Below are 16,573 nucleotides of genomic sequence, written 5' to 3'. Positions count from 1 at the left end.
CGACCGTCTGGGCCGAGCTCGAGCCTTCGCTACTTGGCCTTCTCGAGGATCTCCACGAGCCGCCACCGCTTGGTGGCGGAGAGCGGCCGGGTCTCCATGATCAGGACACGGTCGCCGATGCCGGCCGAGTTCTGCTCGTCGTGGACCTTGAGCTTGCTGGTCCGGCGCATGATCTTGCCGTACAGCGCGTGCTTGACCCGGTCCTCGACCTCGACCACGACGGTCTTTTCCATCTTGTCGCTGACCACGAGGCCCTCGCGGACCTTACGGCGGCCCCGCGGCTTGGTGGGGGTCGTGTTCTCGCTCATCCTGCAGTCACCTCAGTCGGCGCGGCCGAGAGCCCCAGCTCACGCTCACGCATGATCGTGTAGATCCGGGCAATCTCCCGACGGATGACCTGCAGCCGCCGGTTGTTGTCCAGCTGCCCGGTTGCGGCCTGCACGCGGAGGTTGAACAGCTCCGCCTTGGCCTCGCGCAGCTTTGTGACCAGCTCCTCCTCGGAGAGCTCACGCAGCTCGGAGGCCTTAACGCCCGCTGCCATCAGGATTCACCCACTTCGCGCGTAACAATGCGGCACTTCATCGGGAGCTTGTGGATCGCGCGACGCATCGCCTCTCGCGCGATCTGCTCGTTCGGGAAGGACATCTCGAAGAGAACCCGCCCGGGCTTGACGTTCGCGACCCACCACTCGGGCGAGCCCTTACCGGAACCCATCCGGGTTTCCGCCGGCTTCTTGGTGAGGGCCTGGTCCGGGAAGATGGTGATCCAGACCTTGCCGCCACGCTTGATGTGGCGGGTCATCGCGATACGCGCCGACTCGATCTGCCGGTTGGTCACGTACGCCGGTTCCAGAGCCTGGATCCCGAACTCGCCGAACACCACCCGGTTGCCGCCCTTGGACGCGCCGCTGCGGTCCGGGTGGTGCGGCTTGCGGAAGCCCTTCGGGGGCTTGCGCGGCATCAGCATCTGTCAGCCCTCCTGCTGCGTTTCTGCCGGAGCCGAAGCCGCAGCCGCGACAGCAGCGCTGTCGACCGGCTCGCCACTCGGCGTCTCGGCCTGCTGCGCGACGGTCGTCGCGGCAGCCCGGCCGGCCTCGGTGCCACCGGAGGTCGTGCCGGACGAACCCGACCGACCACGGCGCGGCCGCTCGGGCCGGTCACCGCGCTCCCGGCGCGGGCGCGACGGTGCCTCGGCCGGAGTCTCCCGACCCGGCACCGCGTCGCCCTTGTAGATCCAGACCTTCACGCCGATGCGGCCGAAGGTGGTACGGGCCTCGAAGAAGCCGTACTCGATGTTGGCCCGCAGCGTGTGCAGCGGAACCCGACCCTCGCGGTAGAACTCCGTGCGGCTCATCTCGGCGCCGCCGAGGCGACCCGAGACCTGCACCCGGATGCCCTTGCACATCGGGTTCTTCATCGCCGACTGCATCGCCTTGCGCATCGCGCGACGGAAGCTGACCCGGCTGGAGAGCTGCTCGGCCACGCCCTGGGCGACCAGCTGCGCGTCCGACTCGGGGTTCTTCACCTCGATGATGTTCAGCTGCACCTGCTTGCCGGTGAGCTTCTCCAACTCGCCGCGGATCCGGTCGGCCTCGGCACCCTTACGGCCGATGACGATGCCCGGCCGGGCGGTGTGGATGTCGACGCGGACCCGGTCGCGGGTGCGCTCGATGTCGACCTTGGAGATGCCGGCGCGCTCCAGCCCCTTGGACATCATCCGGCGGATCTTGACATCCTCGCCGATGTAGTCCTTGTAGAGCTTGTCCGCGAACCAGCGGGACTTCCAGTCGGTCGAGATGCCGAGCCGGAACCCGTGCGGGTGAACCTTCTGACCCATTACTCGGCGCCCTCCGTGTTGCTCTGCGTCTCGGCCGGCGCGGTCTGCTTCGCCGGAGCCGCCTTGTTCGCCGACTTCCTCGGCGCGGCCGGCGCGACCGCCTCGACCGCCACGGTGATGTGGCAGGTGCGCTTACGGATCCGGTACGCCCGGCCCTGCGCCCGTGGCTGGAACCGCTTCATCGTCGGGCCCTCGTCCACGAACGCCTCGCTGACGAGCAGCGCGTCGGGGTCCAGCCGCTCGTTGTTCTCCGCGTTGGCGATCGCGCTCGCGAGCACCTTGTACACCTGCTCGCTCGCAGCCTGCGGCGCGAACTGCAGCACCGTGAGCGCCTCCTTCGCGGGCAGGCCGCGGACGAGGTTGACCACCCGGCGCGCCTTCATCGGCGAGATGCGCACGTGCCGCGCAACCGCCCGCGCGCCCGGAAGCACCGGAGCGTCGCCCTTTCCTGGCATCGCTGTAACCCCTTGATCCTCTATCCGTATGCCCGCGGCGTCAGCGCCGGCGGCTCTTCCGGTCGTCCTTTTCGTGACCCTTGAACGTGCGGGTCAGCGCGAACTCGCCGAGCTTGTGCCCGACCATCGCCTCGGTCACGAACACCGGGACGTGCTTACGTCCGTCGTGCACGGCGATCGTGTGCCCGAGCATCTCCGGGATGATCGTCGAGCGGCGCGACCAGGTCTTGATGACGTTCTTCGAGCCCTTCTCGTTCTGCGTCTCCACCTTCTTGAGCAGGTGGTCGTCGATGAACGGGCCCTTCTTCAGGCTGCGAGGCATGTCTTATCTCCCTCAGCCGCGCTTACGCGTGGCGTAGCGACGGCGGACGATCAGCCGGTCACTCGGCTGGCCCTTACGACGGGTGCGGCCCTCGGGCTTACCCTGCGGGTTGACCGGGTGGCGACCACCGGAGGTCTTGCCCTCACCACCACCGTGCGGGTGGTCGACCGGGTTCATGGCGACACCACGGACGGTCGGGCGCTTGCCCTTCCACCGCATCCGGCCGGCCTTGCCCCAGTTGATGTTCGACTGGTCGGCGTTGCCGATCTCACCGACGCTGGCGCGGCAGCGCACGTCCACCCGCCGGATCTCGCCGGACGGCATACGCAGGGTCGCGTACGCGCCCTCGCGGCCGAGCAGCTGGATGCCGACGCCGGCCGAGCGAGCCAGCTTGGCGCCACCGCCCGGACGCAGCTCCACGTTGTGGATCGTGGTACCGACCGGGATGTTGCGCAGCGGCAGGTTGTTGCCCGGCTTGATGTCGGCGCTCGGGCCCGACTCCACCGTGTCGCCCTGCTTCAGGTCCTTCGGCGCGATGATGTACCGCTTCTCGCCGTCGGCGTAGTGCAGCAGCGCGATCCGCGCCGTGCGGTTCGGGTCGTACTCGATGTGCGCGACCTTGGCCGGCACGCCGTCCTTGTCGACCCGCTTGAAGTCGATCAGCCGGTACTGCCGCTTGTGGCCGCCACCCTGGTGACGAGCGGTGATCCGGCCGTGCACGTTCCGGCCGCCCTTCTTGGGCAGCGGGACCAGCAGCGACTTCTCGGGAGTCGACCGGGTGATCTCGGCGAAGTCGGCGACGCTGGAGCCACGCCGGCCCGGCGTCGTCGGCTTGTACTTACGGATAGCCATTGTCTACACCCCTCAGCTGACCGGGCCGCCGAAGGCCTCGATGCGGTCGCCCTCAGCCAGCTTCACCATCGCCCGCTTGGTGTCCTTGCGCTTACCGAACCCGGTACGGGTCCGCTTGCGCTTGCCCTCGCGGTTGAGCGTGTTGACCGTCAGGACACGGACGTTGAAGATCTGCTCGATAGCGATCTTGATCGCCGTCTTGTTCGCGTCCGGGTGCACCAGGAAGGTGTACCAGTTGCGGTTCAGCTCGCTGTAGCTCTTCTCCGAGACGACCGGCGCGACGATGATGTCGCGCGGATCGGCGATCGTGCTCACTTGCCACCCTCCTCGGTGGTCTCGGCCGGCACGCCCAGGAACTCGTCCAGGGCCTCCTTGGTGAAGACCACATCGTCGGCCACCAGCACGTCGTACGTGTTGAGCTGGCCGGCCTCGATCAGGTGCACCCGCGGCTCGTTGCGCAGCGACACCCAGTTCAGTTCGTCGGTGCTGCTCAACACGACCAGCACCCGCCGGGCGGTGGTCAGCTTGGCGAGCGCGGTCAGGGCCGCCTTGGTCGACGGCTTCTCGCCCGAGACGAACGCCTCGACGACGTGCACCTGCCCGGCACGCGCCCGGTCCGACAGGGCACCACGCAGCGCGGCGGCCTTCATCTTCTTCGGGGTGCGCTGGCTGTAGTCGCGCGGCACCGGGCCGTGGACCACGCCACCGCCGGCGAACTGCGGTGCGCGGATCGAGCCCTGCCGGGCACGACCGGTGCCCTTCTGCTTGTACGGCTTCTTGCCGCCGCCGGCAACCTCGCCCCGGGTCTTGGTCTTGTGGGTGCCCTGCCGAGCGGCAGCCAGCTGCGCCACGACGACCTGGTGCATCAGCGCGATGTTGGCCTGCGCGTCGAAGATGTCGGCGGGCAGCTCGACCGAGCCGGTCTTGGTGCCCTCGGAGTTGAGGACGTCAACGGTGGTCACTTGCCCACACCGCCCTTCTTCGCCTTGGCCTTGGCCGCGGTACGGACCAGGACCAGCGCGCCCTTGGGGCCGGGGATGGCGCCACGGACGAGCAGGAGATTGTTCTCGGTGTCGACCGCCTGGACGGTCAGGTTCTGCACGGTGTAGCGCACGCCGCCCATGCGGCCGGCCATCCGGGTGCCCTTGAAGACGCGACCCGGGGTGGCGCAGGCGCCGATCGAGCCCGGCGAGCGGTGCTTGCGCTCGACACCGTGGCTGGCGCGCAGACCGTGGAAGCCGTGCCGCTTCATCGGGCCGGCGTAGCCCTTGCCCTTGGTCTTGCCGGTCACGTCGATCGAGACACCGGCCGGGAACTCCTCGACCGTGACTTCCTGGCCGAGCGAGTAGTCCGCGGCGTCGCTGGTGCGCAGCTCGACGATGTGCCGGCGCGGCGCCACGTCAGCCTTGGCGTAGTGCCCACGCAGCGGCTTCTTCGCCTTCCGCGGGTCGATCGTCCCGTACGCCAGCTGGACCGCGGAGTAACCGTCCTTGTCGGCGTCACGAACCTGGGTGATGACGCAGGGGCCGGCCTGAACCACGGTCACCGGGACAACGCGGTTGTTGTCCCAGACCTGGGTCATGCCGAGCTTCGCGCCCAGGATCCCCTTAACTTGCCTGTCCATGTGTCCGGTCCCTACAGCTTGATCTCGATGTCGACGCCAGCCGGCAGGTCGAGGCGCATGAGCGAGTCGACCGTCTTCGGGGTCGGGTCGATGATGTCGATCAGTCGCTTGTGCGTACGCATCTCGAAGTGCTCGCGCGAGTCCTTGTACTTGTGCGGCGAGCGGATGACGCAGAAACGGTTGATCTCCGTGGGCAGCGGCACCGGGCCCGCGACCTGCGCCCCGGTACGCGTCACCGTCTCGACGATCTTCCGAGCCGAGGAGTCGACGACCTCGTGGTCATAGGCCTTGAGCCGGATGCGGATCTTCTGTCCCGCCATGGTGGCTTCTGTTCCTTCTCTCGATGCCGCTGTGTTGCGGGTGCCTGTACCGGCTGGCACAGACCCTCTTCGCCCACCCCCGCGGTCGGGCGTGTCGCGCCCTGGGGCCAGGCTCCGCCCCGGGATACCGGAGCGATCCTGACCGCGGTGGGTCCAAGCGCCGATCGCACTGAGGCGACCTGAACGCCGCGCGAGGGTGGTTGACGGACGGGCCGCCAACCACCCCACGCCCGACTGCTCTGCCTACCCGGAGGTTCAGCGGAAGCCGAACACGGGCGGCGAACTGTCGTTACGCAACCTGACTAGTATGCCGCACGACCGGCGGCGGGTCTAATCGGGGTTACCCAGCTCACTTGATGATCTTGGTGACGCGACCAGCGCCGACCGTACGGCCACCCTCCCGGATCGCGAACTTGAGGTTTTCCTCCATCGCGATGGGCTGGATCAGCTTCACGGTCATCGTGGTGTTGTCGCCCGGCATGACCATCTCGGTGCCCTCGGGGAGGGTGACGACACCGGTGACGTCCGTGGTCCGGAAGTAGAACTGCGGACGGTAGTTCTGGAAGAACGGGGTGTGCCGGCCGCCCTCCTCCTTGGAGAGGATGTAGACCGTCGCCTCGAACTCCGTGTGCGGGGTCGTGGTGCCCGGCTTGACGACCACCATGCCGCGCTCGACGTCCTCGCGCTTGATGCCGCGCAGCAGCAGACCGACGTTCTCACCCGCACGGGCCTCGTCGAGCAGCTTGCGGAACATCTCGATGCCGGTGCAGACCGTCTTCTGCGACTTCTCGCGGATACCGACGATCTCCACCTCCTCGTTCGGCTTGAGGATGCCGCGCTCGGCGCGACCGGTGACGACGGTGCCACGACCGGTGATCGTGAAGACGTCCTCGATCGGCATCAGGAACGGCTTCTCGGTCTCGCGCTCCGGCTGCGGGATCGCGGTGTCGACGGCGTTCATCAGGTCCATCAGCTTCCCGGTCCACTCCGGGTCGCCCTCCAGGGCCTTCAGCGCCGAGACGCGCACGACCGGCAGGTCGTCGCCCGGGTACTCCTGCGACGAGAGCAGCTCGCGGACCTCAAGCTCGACGAGCTCCAGCAGCTCCTCGTCGTCGACCATGTCGCTCTTGTTCAGCGCCACGACGATGTACGGCACGCCAACCTGGCGGGCCAGCAGCACGTGCTCGCGGGTCTGCGGCATCGGGCCGTCGGTCGCCGCGACCACCAGGATCGCGCCGTCCATCTGGGCGGCACCGGTGATCATGTTCTTGATGTAGTCGGCGTGACCGGGGCAGTCGACGTGCGCGTAGTGCCGCGCCTCGGTCTGGTACTCGACGTGTGCGATCGAGATCGTGATGCCGCGGGCCTTCTCCTCCGGCGCCTTGTCGATCTCGTCGAACGGCGTGTACGGGTTCAGGTCCGGGAACTGGTCGTGCAGGACCTTGGTGATGGCCGCCGTCAGCGTCGTCTTACCGTGGTCGATGTGACCAATGGTGCCGATGTTGACGTGCGGCTTAGTCCGCTCGAACTTCGCCTTCGCCACTGGTGTCCTCCTGTGGACTTCTTGGTTCGTTCGCCCCGGCGCGCCAGGAGCGGCGCTTAGGACTCTGTCGACAGCCTTTCCGGCCTGACGGCCGGAGAGCTTTGTGGGTTCTGCGGCGATGAAGCCTACAGGCCCGGAATTCACACAATCCGACCGAGGTGGTCGCGGTCGGGGAATTCCTTCCGCGACCACCGTCGGATCATCCGATCACGTCAGGTGAGCGTCACTCACCCGTCGCCTTGGCGATGATCTCCTTCGCCACCGAGGCCGGAACCTCGGCGTAGGAGTCGAACTGCATGCTGTAGCTAGCCCGGCCCTGGGTCTTCGACCGCAGGTCGCCGACGTAGCCGAACATCTCCGACAACGGCACCAGGGCGCGGACGACACGGGCGCCGCTGCGCTCCTCCATCGCCTGGATGATGCCGCGTCGGGAGTTGAGGTCGCCGATGACGTCACCCATGTTCTCTTCGGGAGTGGTGACCTCAACAGCCATCATCGGCTCGAGCAACGCGGGATCGGCCTTGCGGGCCGCGTCCTTCATCACCATCGAACCGGCGATCTTGAATGCCATTTCCGACGAGTCGACCTCGTGGTACTGGCCGTCCAGCAGCGTCAGCTTGACCCCGACCAGCGGGAATCCGGCGAGGACGCCGTACTGCATGGCATCCTGCGCGCCCGCGTCCACCGAGGGGATGAACTCCCGGGGGATGCGGCCACCGGTGACGGCGTTGGCGAACTCGTAGGTCGGCGCGTCGTTGCCCAGCGGCAGCGGCTCCAGGCTGACGATCACCCGGGCGTACTGGCCGGAACCACCGGTCTGCTTCTTGTGGGTGTACTCGATCTTCTCCACCGTGCGGCGGATGGTCTCGCGGTACGCCACCTGAGGCTTACCGATGTTCGCCTCGACGTTGAACTCGCGGCGCATCCGGTCGACCAGGATGTCCAGGTGCAGCTCGCCCATGCCGGAGATGACCGTCTGGCCGGTCTGGTCGTCCAGCTTGACGCGGAAGGTCGGGTCCTCCTCGGCCAGCCGCTGGATGGCGGTGCTGAGCTTCTCCTGGTCCGCCTTGGTCTTCGGCTCGATGGCCACCTCGATGACCGGCTCCGGGAACGTCATCGACTCCAGGATGACCGGGTTCGCCGGGTCACACAGGGTGTCACCGGTGGTGGTCTGCTTCAGACCCTGCACCGCGATGATGTCGCCAGCCTTGGCGGAGCTGCGCTCCTCCCGCTTGTTGGCGTGCATCTGGTAGATCTTGCCGACCCGCTCCTTGCGGTCCTTGGTGGAGTTGACCACCTGGGACCCGGACTCGACCACGCCGGAGTAGACCCGGACGTAGGTCAGCTTGCCGAGGTGCTTGTCGGTCTGGATCTTGAATGCGAGGCCGGAGAAGGGCTCCGAGGTGGAGGGCTTACGCTGCATCGGCGTCTCGCCGTCGGTGGCCGTGCCCTCGATCGCCGGGATGTCCAGCGGCGACGGCAGGTAGTCGATGACGGCGTCGAGCATGGGCTGCACGCCCTTGTTCTTGAACGCGGAGCCGCAGAGCACCGGGTTGGCCTTGCTGGCGATGGTGGCCCGCCGGATGGCGGCCTTGATCTCCTCGACGGAGATCTCCTCGCCCTCCAGGTACTTCTCCATCACCGAGTCGTCGACGTCGGCCAGGGTCTCCATCAGCTTCTCGCGCCACTCGGCCGCGGAGTCGGCCAGGTCGGCCGGGATCTCCTCGATCGCGTAGTCCTCACCCTTCTGGGTCTCCCCGCGCCAGGTGAGGGCGCGCATCTCGACCAGGTCGACGACGCCGATGTGGTTGCCCTCAAGCCCGATCGGGATCTGGAGCACCAGCGGAGTGGCGTTCAGCCGGTCGATCATCATCTGCACGCAGCGGAAGAAGTCGGCACCGGTCCGGTCGAGCTTGTTGACGAAGCACATCCGCGGGACGTTGTACTTGTCCGCCTGACGCCAGACGTTCTCCGTCTGCGGCTCCACGCCGGCCACGCCGTCGTAGACCGCGACAGCACCGTCCAGGACCCGCAACGACCGCTCCACCTCGACCGTGAAGTCGACGTGGCCGGGCGTGTCGATGATCTGGATCGTGTGGCCCTTCCACTCGCACTTCGTGGCGGCGGAAGTGATGGTGATACCGCGCTCCTGCTCCTGCTCCATCCAGTCCATGACGGCAGCGCCCTCGTGGACCTCACCGATCTTGTACGTGATACCGGTGTAGAACAGGATTCGCTCGGTGGTAGTGGTCTTACCGGCATCGATGTGCGCCATGATGCCGATGTTGCGTACGTTGGCGAGCGCGTCTGCGGCGGCCACTTCAATCCCTACTTATCGTCGTCTCGACACAACTGGTGGCGGTCCCGGCACCGGAGGGCGCCGGGACCAGGGTGTTACCAGCGGTAGTGCGCGAAGGCCTTGTTGGACTCGGCCATCTTGTGCGTGTCCTCGCGCCGCTTGACGGCGGCACCGAGGCCGTTGCTCGCGTCCAGCAGCTCGTTCATCAGCCGCTCGATCATCGTCTTCTCACGCCGAGCGCGGGCGTAGGTCACCAGCCAGCGCAGGCCCAGCGTGGTGGCCCGGGCCGGCCGGACCTCGACCGGTACCTGGTAGGTCGCGCCACCGACACGGCGGCTGCGCACCTCAAGGGTCGGCTTGACGTTGTCCATGGCGCGCTTGAGGGTGACGACCGGGTCGGTCCCGGACTTCTCCCGGCAGCCCTCCAGGGCGGCGTAGACCACGCGCTCGGCGAGCTGACGCTTGCCGCGCAGCAGGATCTTGTTCACCAGCTGCGTGACCAGCGGCGAGTTGTACACCGGGTCAGCGACCAGCGGTCGCCGCGGAGCAGGTCCCTTACGCGGCATGTCAGCTCTTCTCCTTCTTCGCGCCGTAACGGCTGCGCGCCTGCTTGCGGTTACGGACACCCTGGGTGTCCAGCGAACCGCGAACGATCTTGTAACGCACACCGGGGAGGTCCTTCACCCGGCCACCACGCACGAGCACGATCGAGTGCTCCTGCAGGTTGTGCCCGACACCGGGGATGTAGGCGGTCACCTCGACCTGGCTGCTGAGCTTGACACGAGCGACCTTGCGCAGCGCCGAGTTCGGCTTCTTCGGGGTGGTGGTGTACACCCGGGTGCACACTCCCCGCCGCTGCGGAGATCCCTTGAGCGCCGGGGTCTTGGTCTTGGTCGTCTTCGCCTGACGGCCCTTTCGGACCAACTGCTGAATGGTGGGCACCGGGTTTCTCCGCTCCCTTCGGCCGCTGCTCGCGACCGCGCCGTCTGCCGTAGCCGATCTCGTGATCGGCTCTCCTACATTCCGGCCAGGGCCACCTCGCGGAGGTCCCGGCACCCGCGGTCGGGCGTGTCGCCAAACTCACGGTTCCCGTCCGGCGCTTGCGCGCAGACCCGGGGTTTGTCACCGGCACACGGATTGCCGCAGGCCGGATCTTCTGGCTCCAATCGTGGTGCCGTCCGGATATCGGATAACCGGCTCCAGCGCACGCACGAGTTGCCCGGGCAGGCCCGGGCACAAGGGGAAAGAGTACCTACCACAGCCGTGCAGGTCAAAACGGAAAACCTGCCGGACGTCGCACCGCTTGCCGGCTGGTCTCTGTCGCACCGCCCGCCCGTGATGGGCACCTACGGACACAAGTGTACCGGCTCTGCCGGAAACCGGCCCGCGAGCCCCCATCCGACCGCAGCCCGGCCAGCGATCGGCAGAGGTGTCGGCAGAGGCTCGCCCGAACCAGCCAGGGACACGGCGGTGCCCCGACCGGGGCGGAGTCTCTCGGGAGGCGGTGGCCAGGTGGTTCTAAGCCAGTGCCAGCAGCACCGCCAGCCCCACGCCTACCAGGCAGAGCAGCAGGCCGGTCCCACCGCAGCTGATTCCCGCGATGGCCAGGCCCCGCCCGGTGAAGCGGACCGCCGGCGGAGGTGCCGGGCGGCGGATCTGCCGCAGGCCGAGCAGACCGGCCACGACGGCGCCCACCCCGGTGAGGCCACCGAGGGCGGCGAAAGCACCCGCCGCCCAGGCTCCGTTCGCCCCTCCCCCGATGGCGCCCACGCAAATGACCAGAATCGAGACCAGAATCGAGGTGATACCGGCCACCAGCGAGCCGACCGCCAGGCCGGAGGCGACCGGGGGCACGTCGAGGTGCACCACCGCGAACGGCGTACCGGGCACCGGCTCGACCCGCTTCGGCGGTCGGGGAGGATCCTGCGGCGGCGGTGGCTGTCTCCAGCCTGGGCCGCCGGTGGGCCCACCCGGTGCCGGCGGCGACCCCGGCACCGCCCCGAAGGCGGATGGACCGCCCGCCGAGGGCCCGAAGGCCGCCGGAGCGGGCGGTGCCGAGCCGGGCGGCGGCCCCCAGGTCGGCGAGCCGGGCGGCCCGAAAGGAGAGCCTGCGGCCGGCGACCCGGGCGGCGGGCCAAAGGGCGAGTTCGCGGGCGGCGGGCCGAAAGGGGCAGCGGCGGGCGGTGGGCCCGGGACTGGCGGGCCGGACGGCGGACCGGCGGACGTCGCGGTAGGTGCCGGCGGGGAGGTCGGCGGGACAGCCTGTTCCGGTTCGACCCGATCGCTTCCAGGCCGGGCCCATCCCGTCTGGTCGGCATCGGGGCGCCCGACGGTGGGCTGAGCGGCTTCGCCGCCCTCGGGGCGCGCCGGTTCCGTCACGGGATCCTCCTTGTCGGGCAGCGTCCACGCACCACGCGACGGACACCGGTCAGGCTACCGTCGGCGGTCAGCCCCTCGGTGCCGGGCGCGAGGACGCACCAGGCGTGCCGATCAGTCGACCTCAGGCGCGAAGTCCTGCCCGTAGGGCGACTCGGCGAGCCGGACCACCCCGATCACCAGCGCCACCACCAGGCTGACCGCGACCAGCACCAGGCCCGTCCAGGCCAGCCGCTCGCCACGACGCAGCCAGGCCGCACCGGTCAGGAAACCCGCCGAGGCGTACGCCTCCCGACGCGCCTGCCGGGCCAGGTGCAGGGCCACCGTGGCCGGTACCACGCCACCGATCAGCAGTCCCGTCAATGCGGCCATCAGGCCGAGGGCGAAGACCGCCCGAGCCTTGGTCGCCCGGACCGGATCCGGGTCGAGCGGATGCCGGGGCGGCTCCGGTGGAGGTGCAACCGGCATGGGTCCGGCGGCGGTCGTCATGTCTCCATCATGCCCGGGCGATCCGGATCAGTAGGAGCAGACCTCTAGCCGGTTGCCGAGCGGGTCACGGAACCAGAACCAGGTGACCGGCTGGTCGGGCGCCTCGTTCAGCTCGCCGACCTCGGCGCCCCGCTCGATCAGCCAGGCCCGCGCGGTGGCCGCGTCGGGAGCGTGGAAGTTGAAGCCGGACCACTCACCGCCGCCCGGGTTGAGCAAGGTGACCGGCGGACCCTCCGGTGCCTTCAGCACCACGATGTGCGAGGTGCGGAATAGCTTCGGCCAGCCCAGTACCTGCTCGTACCACTCGGCCACGGCGTGCGGATCGTCGACCTTGACGAAGACCGTGTCGACCTTGCGTAGTGGGCTCGCAGACATACCGGCGACCATAGCGACCGGTACCGACAACGAGGCCCCCGGCAGATGCCGGGGGCCTCGTTGTCAGAGCTGACGGATCAGCGGTACGACCCGAAGTCGAAGTCGTCCAGCGGGACCGCCTGGCCACTGGCCGGCCCGAAACCGTAGTCGGTCTCCGGGTAGCCGGTCATCGAGTACACCTTGGCCTTCGCCTCCTCGGTCGGCTCGACCCGTACGTTGCGGTACTTGCTGATGCCGGTACCGGCCGGGATGAGCTTACCGATGATCACGTTCTCCTTGAGACCGATCAGCGAGTCACTGCGGGCGTGGATCGCCGCGTCGGTCAGCACCCGGGTGGTCTCCTGGAAGGAGGCCGCCGAGAGCCAGGAGTCGGTGGCCAGCGAGGCCTTGGTGATACCCATCAGCACCGGACGACCGGCGGCGGGCTCGCCACCCTCGCCGACGAGCCGGCGGTTCTCCGACTCGAACAGCGCCCGGTCGACAAGCACACCCGGCAGGAACTCGGTCGAGCCGGAGTCGATGACCGTCACCCGCTTGAGCATCTGGCGGATGATGATCTCGATGTGCTTGTCGTGGATGAGCACACCCTGAGAGCGGTAGACCTCCTGGACCTCCTGGGTCAGGTGGACCTGGACCGCCCGGGGGCCGAGGATGCGCAGCAACTCGTGCGGGTCGATGGTGCCCTCGGTGAGCTTCTCGCCGACCTCGACGTGGTCGCCGTCGTGGGCCCGCAGCCGGACCCGCTTCGAGATCTTGTCGTAGACGATCTCGTCGCTGCCGTCGTCCGGGATCACCACGATCTTGCGCGACCGCTCGCCGTCCTCGATCCGGATCCGGCCGGGGGTGTCGGCGATGGGTGCCTTGCCCTTCGGGATCCGGGCCTCGAAGATCTCCTGGACACGCGGCAGACCCTGGGTGATGTCCTCACCCGCGACACCACCGGTGTGGAAGGTACGCATCGTCAGCTGCGTACCCGGCTCACCGATGGACTGGGCGGCGATGATGCCGACCGCCTCACCGACGTCCACGATCTTGCCGGTCGGCAGCGAGCGGCCGTAGCACGCACCGCAGACGCCCAGCTTCGACTCGCAGGTCAGCACGCTGCGTACCCGGACGGTCTCGACTCCGGCGGCGACGATCCGGTCGACCAGGATCGAGTTGATGTCCGCGCCCCGCTCGGCGACGACGGTGCCGTCCGGCCCCTTGATGTCGTCGGCCAGGGTACGGGCGTGCACGCTGGTCTCCGCGTGCTCGTGCACCACGAGCCGGCCGTCGAGCTGCTGACCGACCTGCATCGGGATGGCCCGATCGGTGCCGCAGTCCTCCTCGCGGATGATGACGTCCTGCGAGACGTCCACCAGACGCCGGGTCAGGTAACCCGAGTCGGCGGTACGCAGGGCGGTGTCCGCGAGACCCTTACGGGCACCGTGCGTGGAGATGAAGTACTCCAGCACGGACAGACCCTCCCGGTAGCTGGCCTTGATCGGCCGCGGGATGATCTCGCCCTTCGGGTTGGCCACCAGACCACGGATCGCCGCGATCTGCCGGAGCTGGAGCAGGTTACCGCGAGCACCCGAGTTGATCATCTTCCACAGCGGGTTCTCCTGCGGCAGCGCGGTGTCCATCTCCTTGGCGACCTCGTTGGTCGCCTTGGTCCAGATCTCGATGAGCTCGCCGCGACGCTCCTCGGCGGTCATCAGACCACGCTGGTACTGCTTGTCGATCCGGTCGGCTTCCTTCTCGTACCGCTCCAGGATCTCCCGCTTGCGCGGCGGAGCGATGACGTCCTCCATGCCGATGGTCACGCCGGACCAGGTGGCCCAGTGGAAGCCGGCCTCCTTGAGCCCGTCGAGGGTGGCCGCCAGGGCCACCTTCGGGAACCGCTCGGCTAGGTCGTTGACGATCGCGGAGAGCTGACCCTTGCGGATCTCGTAGTTCACGAACCGGTAGCCCTGCGGCAGGGTCTCGTTGAACAGCACCCGACCAAGGGTGGTCTCGATCGTGAGCGGCTCGCCCGGGACCCAGCCCTCGGGCGCGGTCCACGGCTGCCCACCGGCGCCGTTGTCCACCTCGACCACGTCCCGCAGCCGGATCTTCACCGGTGCCTGCAGGTGCAGCTCGCCGTTGTCGTACGCCATCCGCGCCTCGGCGTCCGAGCTGAACGCCCGACCCTCCCCGCGCTCACCGGCGGTGAGGTGGGTCAGGTGGTAGAGCCCGATGACCATGTCCTGCGTGGGCATGGTGACCGGCTTGCCGTCGGCCGGCTTGAGGATGTTGTTCGACGACAGCATCAGGATCCGCGCCTCGGCCTGGGCCTCGGCGGACAGCGGCACGTGCACCGCCATCTGGTCACCGTCGAAGTCGGCGTTGAACGCGGTGCAGACCAGCGGGTGGATCTGGATGGCCTTGCCCTCGACCAGCTGCGGCTCGAAGGCCTGGATGCCGAGTCGGTGCAGGGTCGGCGCCCGGTTGAGCAGCACCGGGTGCTCGCCGATGACCTCTTCCAGCACGTCCCACACGACCGGCCGCTGCCGCTCGACCATCCGCTTGGCGGACTTGATGTTCTGTGCGTGGTTGAGGTCGACCAGCCGCTTCATCACGAACGGCTTGAACAGCTCCAGCGCCATCTGCTTGGGCAGGCCGCACTGGTGCAGCTTGAGCTTCGGGCCGACCACGATGACCGAGCGGCCGGAGTAGTCGACGCGCTTGCCCAGCAGGTTCTGGCGGAACCGGCCCTGCTTGCCCTTGAGCATGTCGGACAGCGACTTGAGCGGACGGTTACCCGGGCCGGTGACCGGCCGGCCGCGGCGGCCGTTGTCGAACAGCGCGTCGACGGCCTCCTGCAGCATCCGCTTCTCGTTGTTGACGATGATCTCGGGCGCGCCGAGGTCGATCAGCCGCTTGAGCCGGTTGTTCCGGTTGATCACCCGACGGTAGAGGTCGTTCAGGTCGCTGGTGGCGAAACGGCCGCCGTCGAGCTGCACCATCGGGCGCAGGTCCGGCGGGATGACCGGTACGCAGTCCAGCACCATGCCGAGCGGCGAGTTGCGGGTGTTCTGGAACGCCGCGACGACCTTGAGCCGCTTGAGCGCCCGGATCTTCCGCTGACCCTTACCGGTGCGGATGGTCTCCCGCAGGTTCTCGGCCTCGGCCTCAAGGTCCATGTTCTGCACCAGGGCCTTGATCGCCTCGGCACCCATGCCGCCGGTGAAGTACTCACCGAACCGGTCGCGCAGCTCACGGTAGAGCAGCTCGTCGGTGACCAGCTGCTTCGGCTCCAGCTTGCGGAAGGTGTCCAGCACCTCGTCCAGACGGTCGATCTCGCGCTGGGCCCGGTCGCGGATCTGGCGCATCTCGCGCTCTCCGCCCTCCTTGACCTTGCGCCGGACGTCCGCCTTCGCGCCCTCGGCCTCCAGCTCGGCCAGGTCGGCCTCCAGCTTGGCCGCCCGCTTCTCGATCTCCGAGTCGCGGCTGTTCTCCGACTGCCGCTTCTCGGCCAGGATCTCGTTCTCGATGGTCGAGAGGTCACGGTGACGCGCTTCGGCGTCAACGCTCGTCACGACGTACGAGGCGAAGTAAATGATCTTTTCGAGGTCCTTCGGGGCGAGGTCCAGCAGGTAGCCCAGCCGGCTCGGCACGCCCTTGAAGTACCAGATGTGGGTCACCGGGGCAGCGAGCTCGATGTGGCCCATCCGCTCACGGCGGACCTTCGAGCGGGTCACCTCGACGCCGCAGCGCTCACAGATGATGCCCTTGAACCGGACCCGCTTGTACTTACCGCAGTAGCACTCCCAGTCCCGCTGCGGACCGAAGATCTTCTCGCAGAAGAGCCCGTCCTTCTCCGGCTTGAGGGTGCGGTAGTTGATCGTCTCGGGCTTCTTGACCTCGCCGTGCGACCACTGACGAATGTCGTCCGCGGTCGCCAGCCCAATTCGCAACTCGTCGAAAAAGTTGACGTCGAGCACGTTCAAATCCCTCACACGTCGCTTGGTGCGTCAGCAGCTCACCGGGTTTTGGTTTCGGGGCGGGGTGACCCACGAAGGGATCAAGCCTGACCGCCCGGAGTGGGTCGCCCCGCCCCG

Annotated in this window: 19 protein-coding genes; all 19 read right to left on the bottom strand. The window is 68.1% G+C overall.

The features are described 5' to 3' along the window. Positions 1-29: 29 nt before the first annotated feature. The 19 genes from rpsQ to O7624_RS19545 all read right to left on the bottom strand — a co-directional run bounded on the left by rpsQ (position 30) and on the right by O7624_RS19545 (position 16,456). On the bottom strand, positions 30-308 hold the full coding sequence (gene rpsQ, locus O7624_RS19635) for a 30S ribosomal protein S17 (protein WP_093403616.1): 279 nt from the start codon (positions 306-308) through the stop codon (positions 30-32). Further along, complete coding sequence (gene rpmC / locus O7624_RS19630; protein ID WP_076466662.1) at positions 305-541, bottom strand: 50S ribosomal protein L29; 237 nt, start codon at positions 539-541, stop codon at positions 305-307. The genes rpsQ and rpmC overlap by 4 nt, the downstream gene beginning before the upstream one ends. After that, positions 541-966, bottom strand: a complete 426-nt coding sequence (gene rplP / locus O7624_RS19625) for a 50S ribosomal protein L16 (RefSeq protein ID WP_007465292.1) — start codon at positions 964-966, stop codon at positions 541-543. The genes rpmC and rplP overlap by 1 nt, the downstream gene beginning before the upstream one ends. Before the next feature lie 3 nt (positions 967-969). Then, positions 970-1,836, bottom strand: coding sequence for a 30S ribosomal protein S3 (gene rpsC / locus O7624_RS19620; RefSeq protein ID WP_093403615.1), 867 nt, complete (start codon positions 1,834-1,836; stop codon positions 970-972). Then, positions 1,836-2,291: a 50S ribosomal protein L22 gene (gene rplV / locus O7624_RS19615; protein ID WP_093403614.1), complete on the bottom strand. Its 456-nt coding sequence runs from the start codon at positions 2,289-2,291 to the stop codon at positions 1,836-1,838. Before rplV ends, rpsC begins: the two co-directional genes overlap by 1 nt. Before the next feature lie 40 nt (positions 2,292-2,331). Continuing rightward, positions 2,332-2,613 (bottom strand): 30S ribosomal protein S19, encoded by a 282-nt coding sequence (gene rpsS / locus O7624_RS19610; RefSeq protein ID WP_013735950.1) that lies wholly within the window; start codon positions 2,611-2,613, stop codon positions 2,332-2,334. 12 nt (positions 2,614-2,625) lie between these two features. Then, on the bottom strand, positions 2,626-3,465 hold the full coding sequence (rplB, locus tag O7624_RS19605; protein ID WP_093403613.1) for a 50S ribosomal protein L2: 840 nt from the start codon (positions 3,463-3,465) through the stop codon (positions 2,626-2,628). Between the two features lie 12 nt (positions 3,466-3,477). Continuing rightward, positions 3,478-3,780, bottom strand: a complete 303-nt coding sequence (rplW, locus tag O7624_RS19600) for a 50S ribosomal protein L23 (protein WP_093403611.1) — start codon at positions 3,778-3,780, stop codon at positions 3,478-3,480. Next, a complete protein-coding gene (gene rplD, locus O7624_RS19595) occupies positions 3,777-4,427 on the bottom strand; it encodes a 50S ribosomal protein L4 (protein WP_093403609.1) in 651 nt (216 codons plus the stop codon). Before rplD ends, rplW begins: the two co-directional genes overlap by 4 nt. After that, a complete protein-coding gene (rplC, locus tag O7624_RS19590; protein WP_093403607.1) occupies positions 4,424-5,089 on the bottom strand; it encodes a 50S ribosomal protein L3 in 666 nt (221 codons plus the stop codon). The genes rplD and rplC overlap by 4 nt, the downstream gene beginning before the upstream one ends. A gap of 11 nt (positions 5,090-5,100) precedes the next feature. Then, positions 5,101-5,409 (bottom strand): 30S ribosomal protein S10, encoded by a 309-nt coding sequence (rpsJ, locus tag O7624_RS19585; protein ID WP_007073037.1) that lies wholly within the window; start codon positions 5,407-5,409, stop codon positions 5,101-5,103. A gap of 349 nt (positions 5,410-5,758) precedes the next feature. Then, complete coding sequence (gene tuf, locus O7624_RS19580) at positions 5,759-6,952, bottom strand: elongation factor Tu (RefSeq protein WP_093403606.1); 1,194 nt, start codon at positions 6,950-6,952, stop codon at positions 5,759-5,761. 223 nt (positions 6,953-7,175) lie between these two features. Beyond that, entirely contained in the window at positions 7,176-9,272 is a 2,097-nt protein-coding gene (gene fusA / locus O7624_RS19575) for an elongation factor G (RefSeq protein WP_093403605.1), read from the bottom strand. Between the two features lie 74 nt (positions 9,273-9,346). Further along, complete coding sequence (gene rpsG / locus O7624_RS19570) at positions 9,347-9,817, bottom strand: 30S ribosomal protein S7 (protein ID WP_093403604.1); 471 nt, start codon at positions 9,815-9,817, stop codon at positions 9,347-9,349. Between the two features lies 1 nt (position 9,818). Further along, on the bottom strand, positions 9,819-10,193 hold the full coding sequence (gene rpsL, locus O7624_RS19565; protein ID WP_013735958.1) for a 30S ribosomal protein S12: 375 nt from the start codon (positions 10,191-10,193) through the stop codon (positions 9,819-9,821). 576 nt (positions 10,194-10,769) lie between these two features. Continuing rightward, positions 10,770-11,141, bottom strand: coding sequence for a hypothetical protein (locus O7624_RS19560; RefSeq protein WP_210936517.1), 372 nt, complete (start codon positions 11,139-11,141; stop codon positions 10,770-10,772). Positions 11,142-11,741: 600 nt separating this feature from the next. Continuing rightward, the gene (locus tag O7624_RS19555) at positions 11,742-12,116 is read right to left on the bottom strand and encodes a hypothetical protein (RefSeq protein WP_093403601.1); all 375 of its coding nucleotides are present in this window, start codon (positions 12,114-12,116) and stop codon (positions 11,742-11,744) included. Positions 12,117-12,143: 27 nt separating this feature from the next. Beyond that, positions 12,144-12,491, bottom strand: a complete 348-nt coding sequence (locus O7624_RS19550) for a VOC family protein (protein ID WP_282236835.1) — start codon at positions 12,489-12,491, stop codon at positions 12,144-12,146. A gap of 77 nt (positions 12,492-12,568) precedes the next feature. Then, positions 12,569-16,456, bottom strand: coding sequence for a DNA-directed RNA polymerase subunit beta' (locus O7624_RS19545; RefSeq protein ID WP_093403734.1), 3,888 nt, complete (start codon positions 16,454-16,456; stop codon positions 12,569-12,571). Positions 16,457-16,573 lie beyond the last annotated feature (117 nt).

It is taken from the genome of Verrucosispora sp. WMMD1129 (genome assembly GCF_029581255.1).
GTDB lineage: Bacteria > Actinomycetota > Actinomycetes > Mycobacteriales > Micromonosporaceae > Micromonospora > Micromonospora sediminimaris.
This window is presented reverse-complemented; position numbering and strand designations above follow the sequence as displayed.

Bases quoted from the DNA above. Each gene is read 5' to 3' on its own strand.
- rpsQ (WP_093403616.1), bottom strand. From the start codon at position 308: ATGAGCGAGAACACGACCCCCACCAAGCCGCGGGGCCGCCGTAAGGTC.
- rpmC (WP_076466662.1), bottom strand. From the start codon at position 541: ATGGCAGCGGGCGTTAAGGCCTCCGAGCTGCGTGAGCTCTCCGAGGAG.
- rplP (WP_007465292.1), bottom strand. From the start codon at position 966: ATGCTGATGCCGCGCAAGCCCCCGAAGGGCTTCCGCAAGCCGCACCAC.
- rpsC (WP_093403615.1), bottom strand. From the start codon at position 1,836: ATGGGTCAGAAGGTTCACCCGCACGGGTTCCGGCTCGGCATCTCGACC.
- rplV (WP_093403614.1), bottom strand. From the start codon at position 2,291: ATGCCAGGAAAGGGCGACGCTCCGGTGCTTCCGGGCGCGCGGGCGGTT.
- rpsS (WP_013735950.1), bottom strand. From the start codon at position 2,613: ATGCCTCGCAGCCTGAAGAAGGGCCCGTTCATCGACGACCACCTGCTC.
- rplB (WP_093403613.1), bottom strand. From the start codon at position 3,465: ATGGCTATCCGTAAGTACAAGCCGACGACGCCGGGCCGGCGTGGCTCC.
- rplC (WP_093403607.1), bottom strand. From the start codon at position 5,089: ATGGACAGGCAAGTTAAGGGGATCCTGGGCGCGAAGCTCGGCATGACC.
- rpsJ (WP_007073037.1), bottom strand. From the start codon at position 5,409: ATGGCGGGACAGAAGATCCGCATCCGGCTCAAGGCCTATGACCACGAG.
- rpsG (WP_093403604.1), bottom strand. From the start codon at position 9,817: ATGCCGCGTAAGGGACCTGCTCCGCGGCGACCGCTGGTCGCTGACCCG.
- O7624_RS19555 (WP_093403601.1), bottom strand. From the start codon at position 12,116: ATGACGACCGCCGCCGGACCCATGCCGGTTGCACCTCCACCGGAGCCG.
- O7624_RS19550 (WP_282236835.1), bottom strand. From the start codon at position 12,491: ATGTCTGCGAGCCCACTACGCAAGGTCGACACGGTCTTCGTCAAGGTC.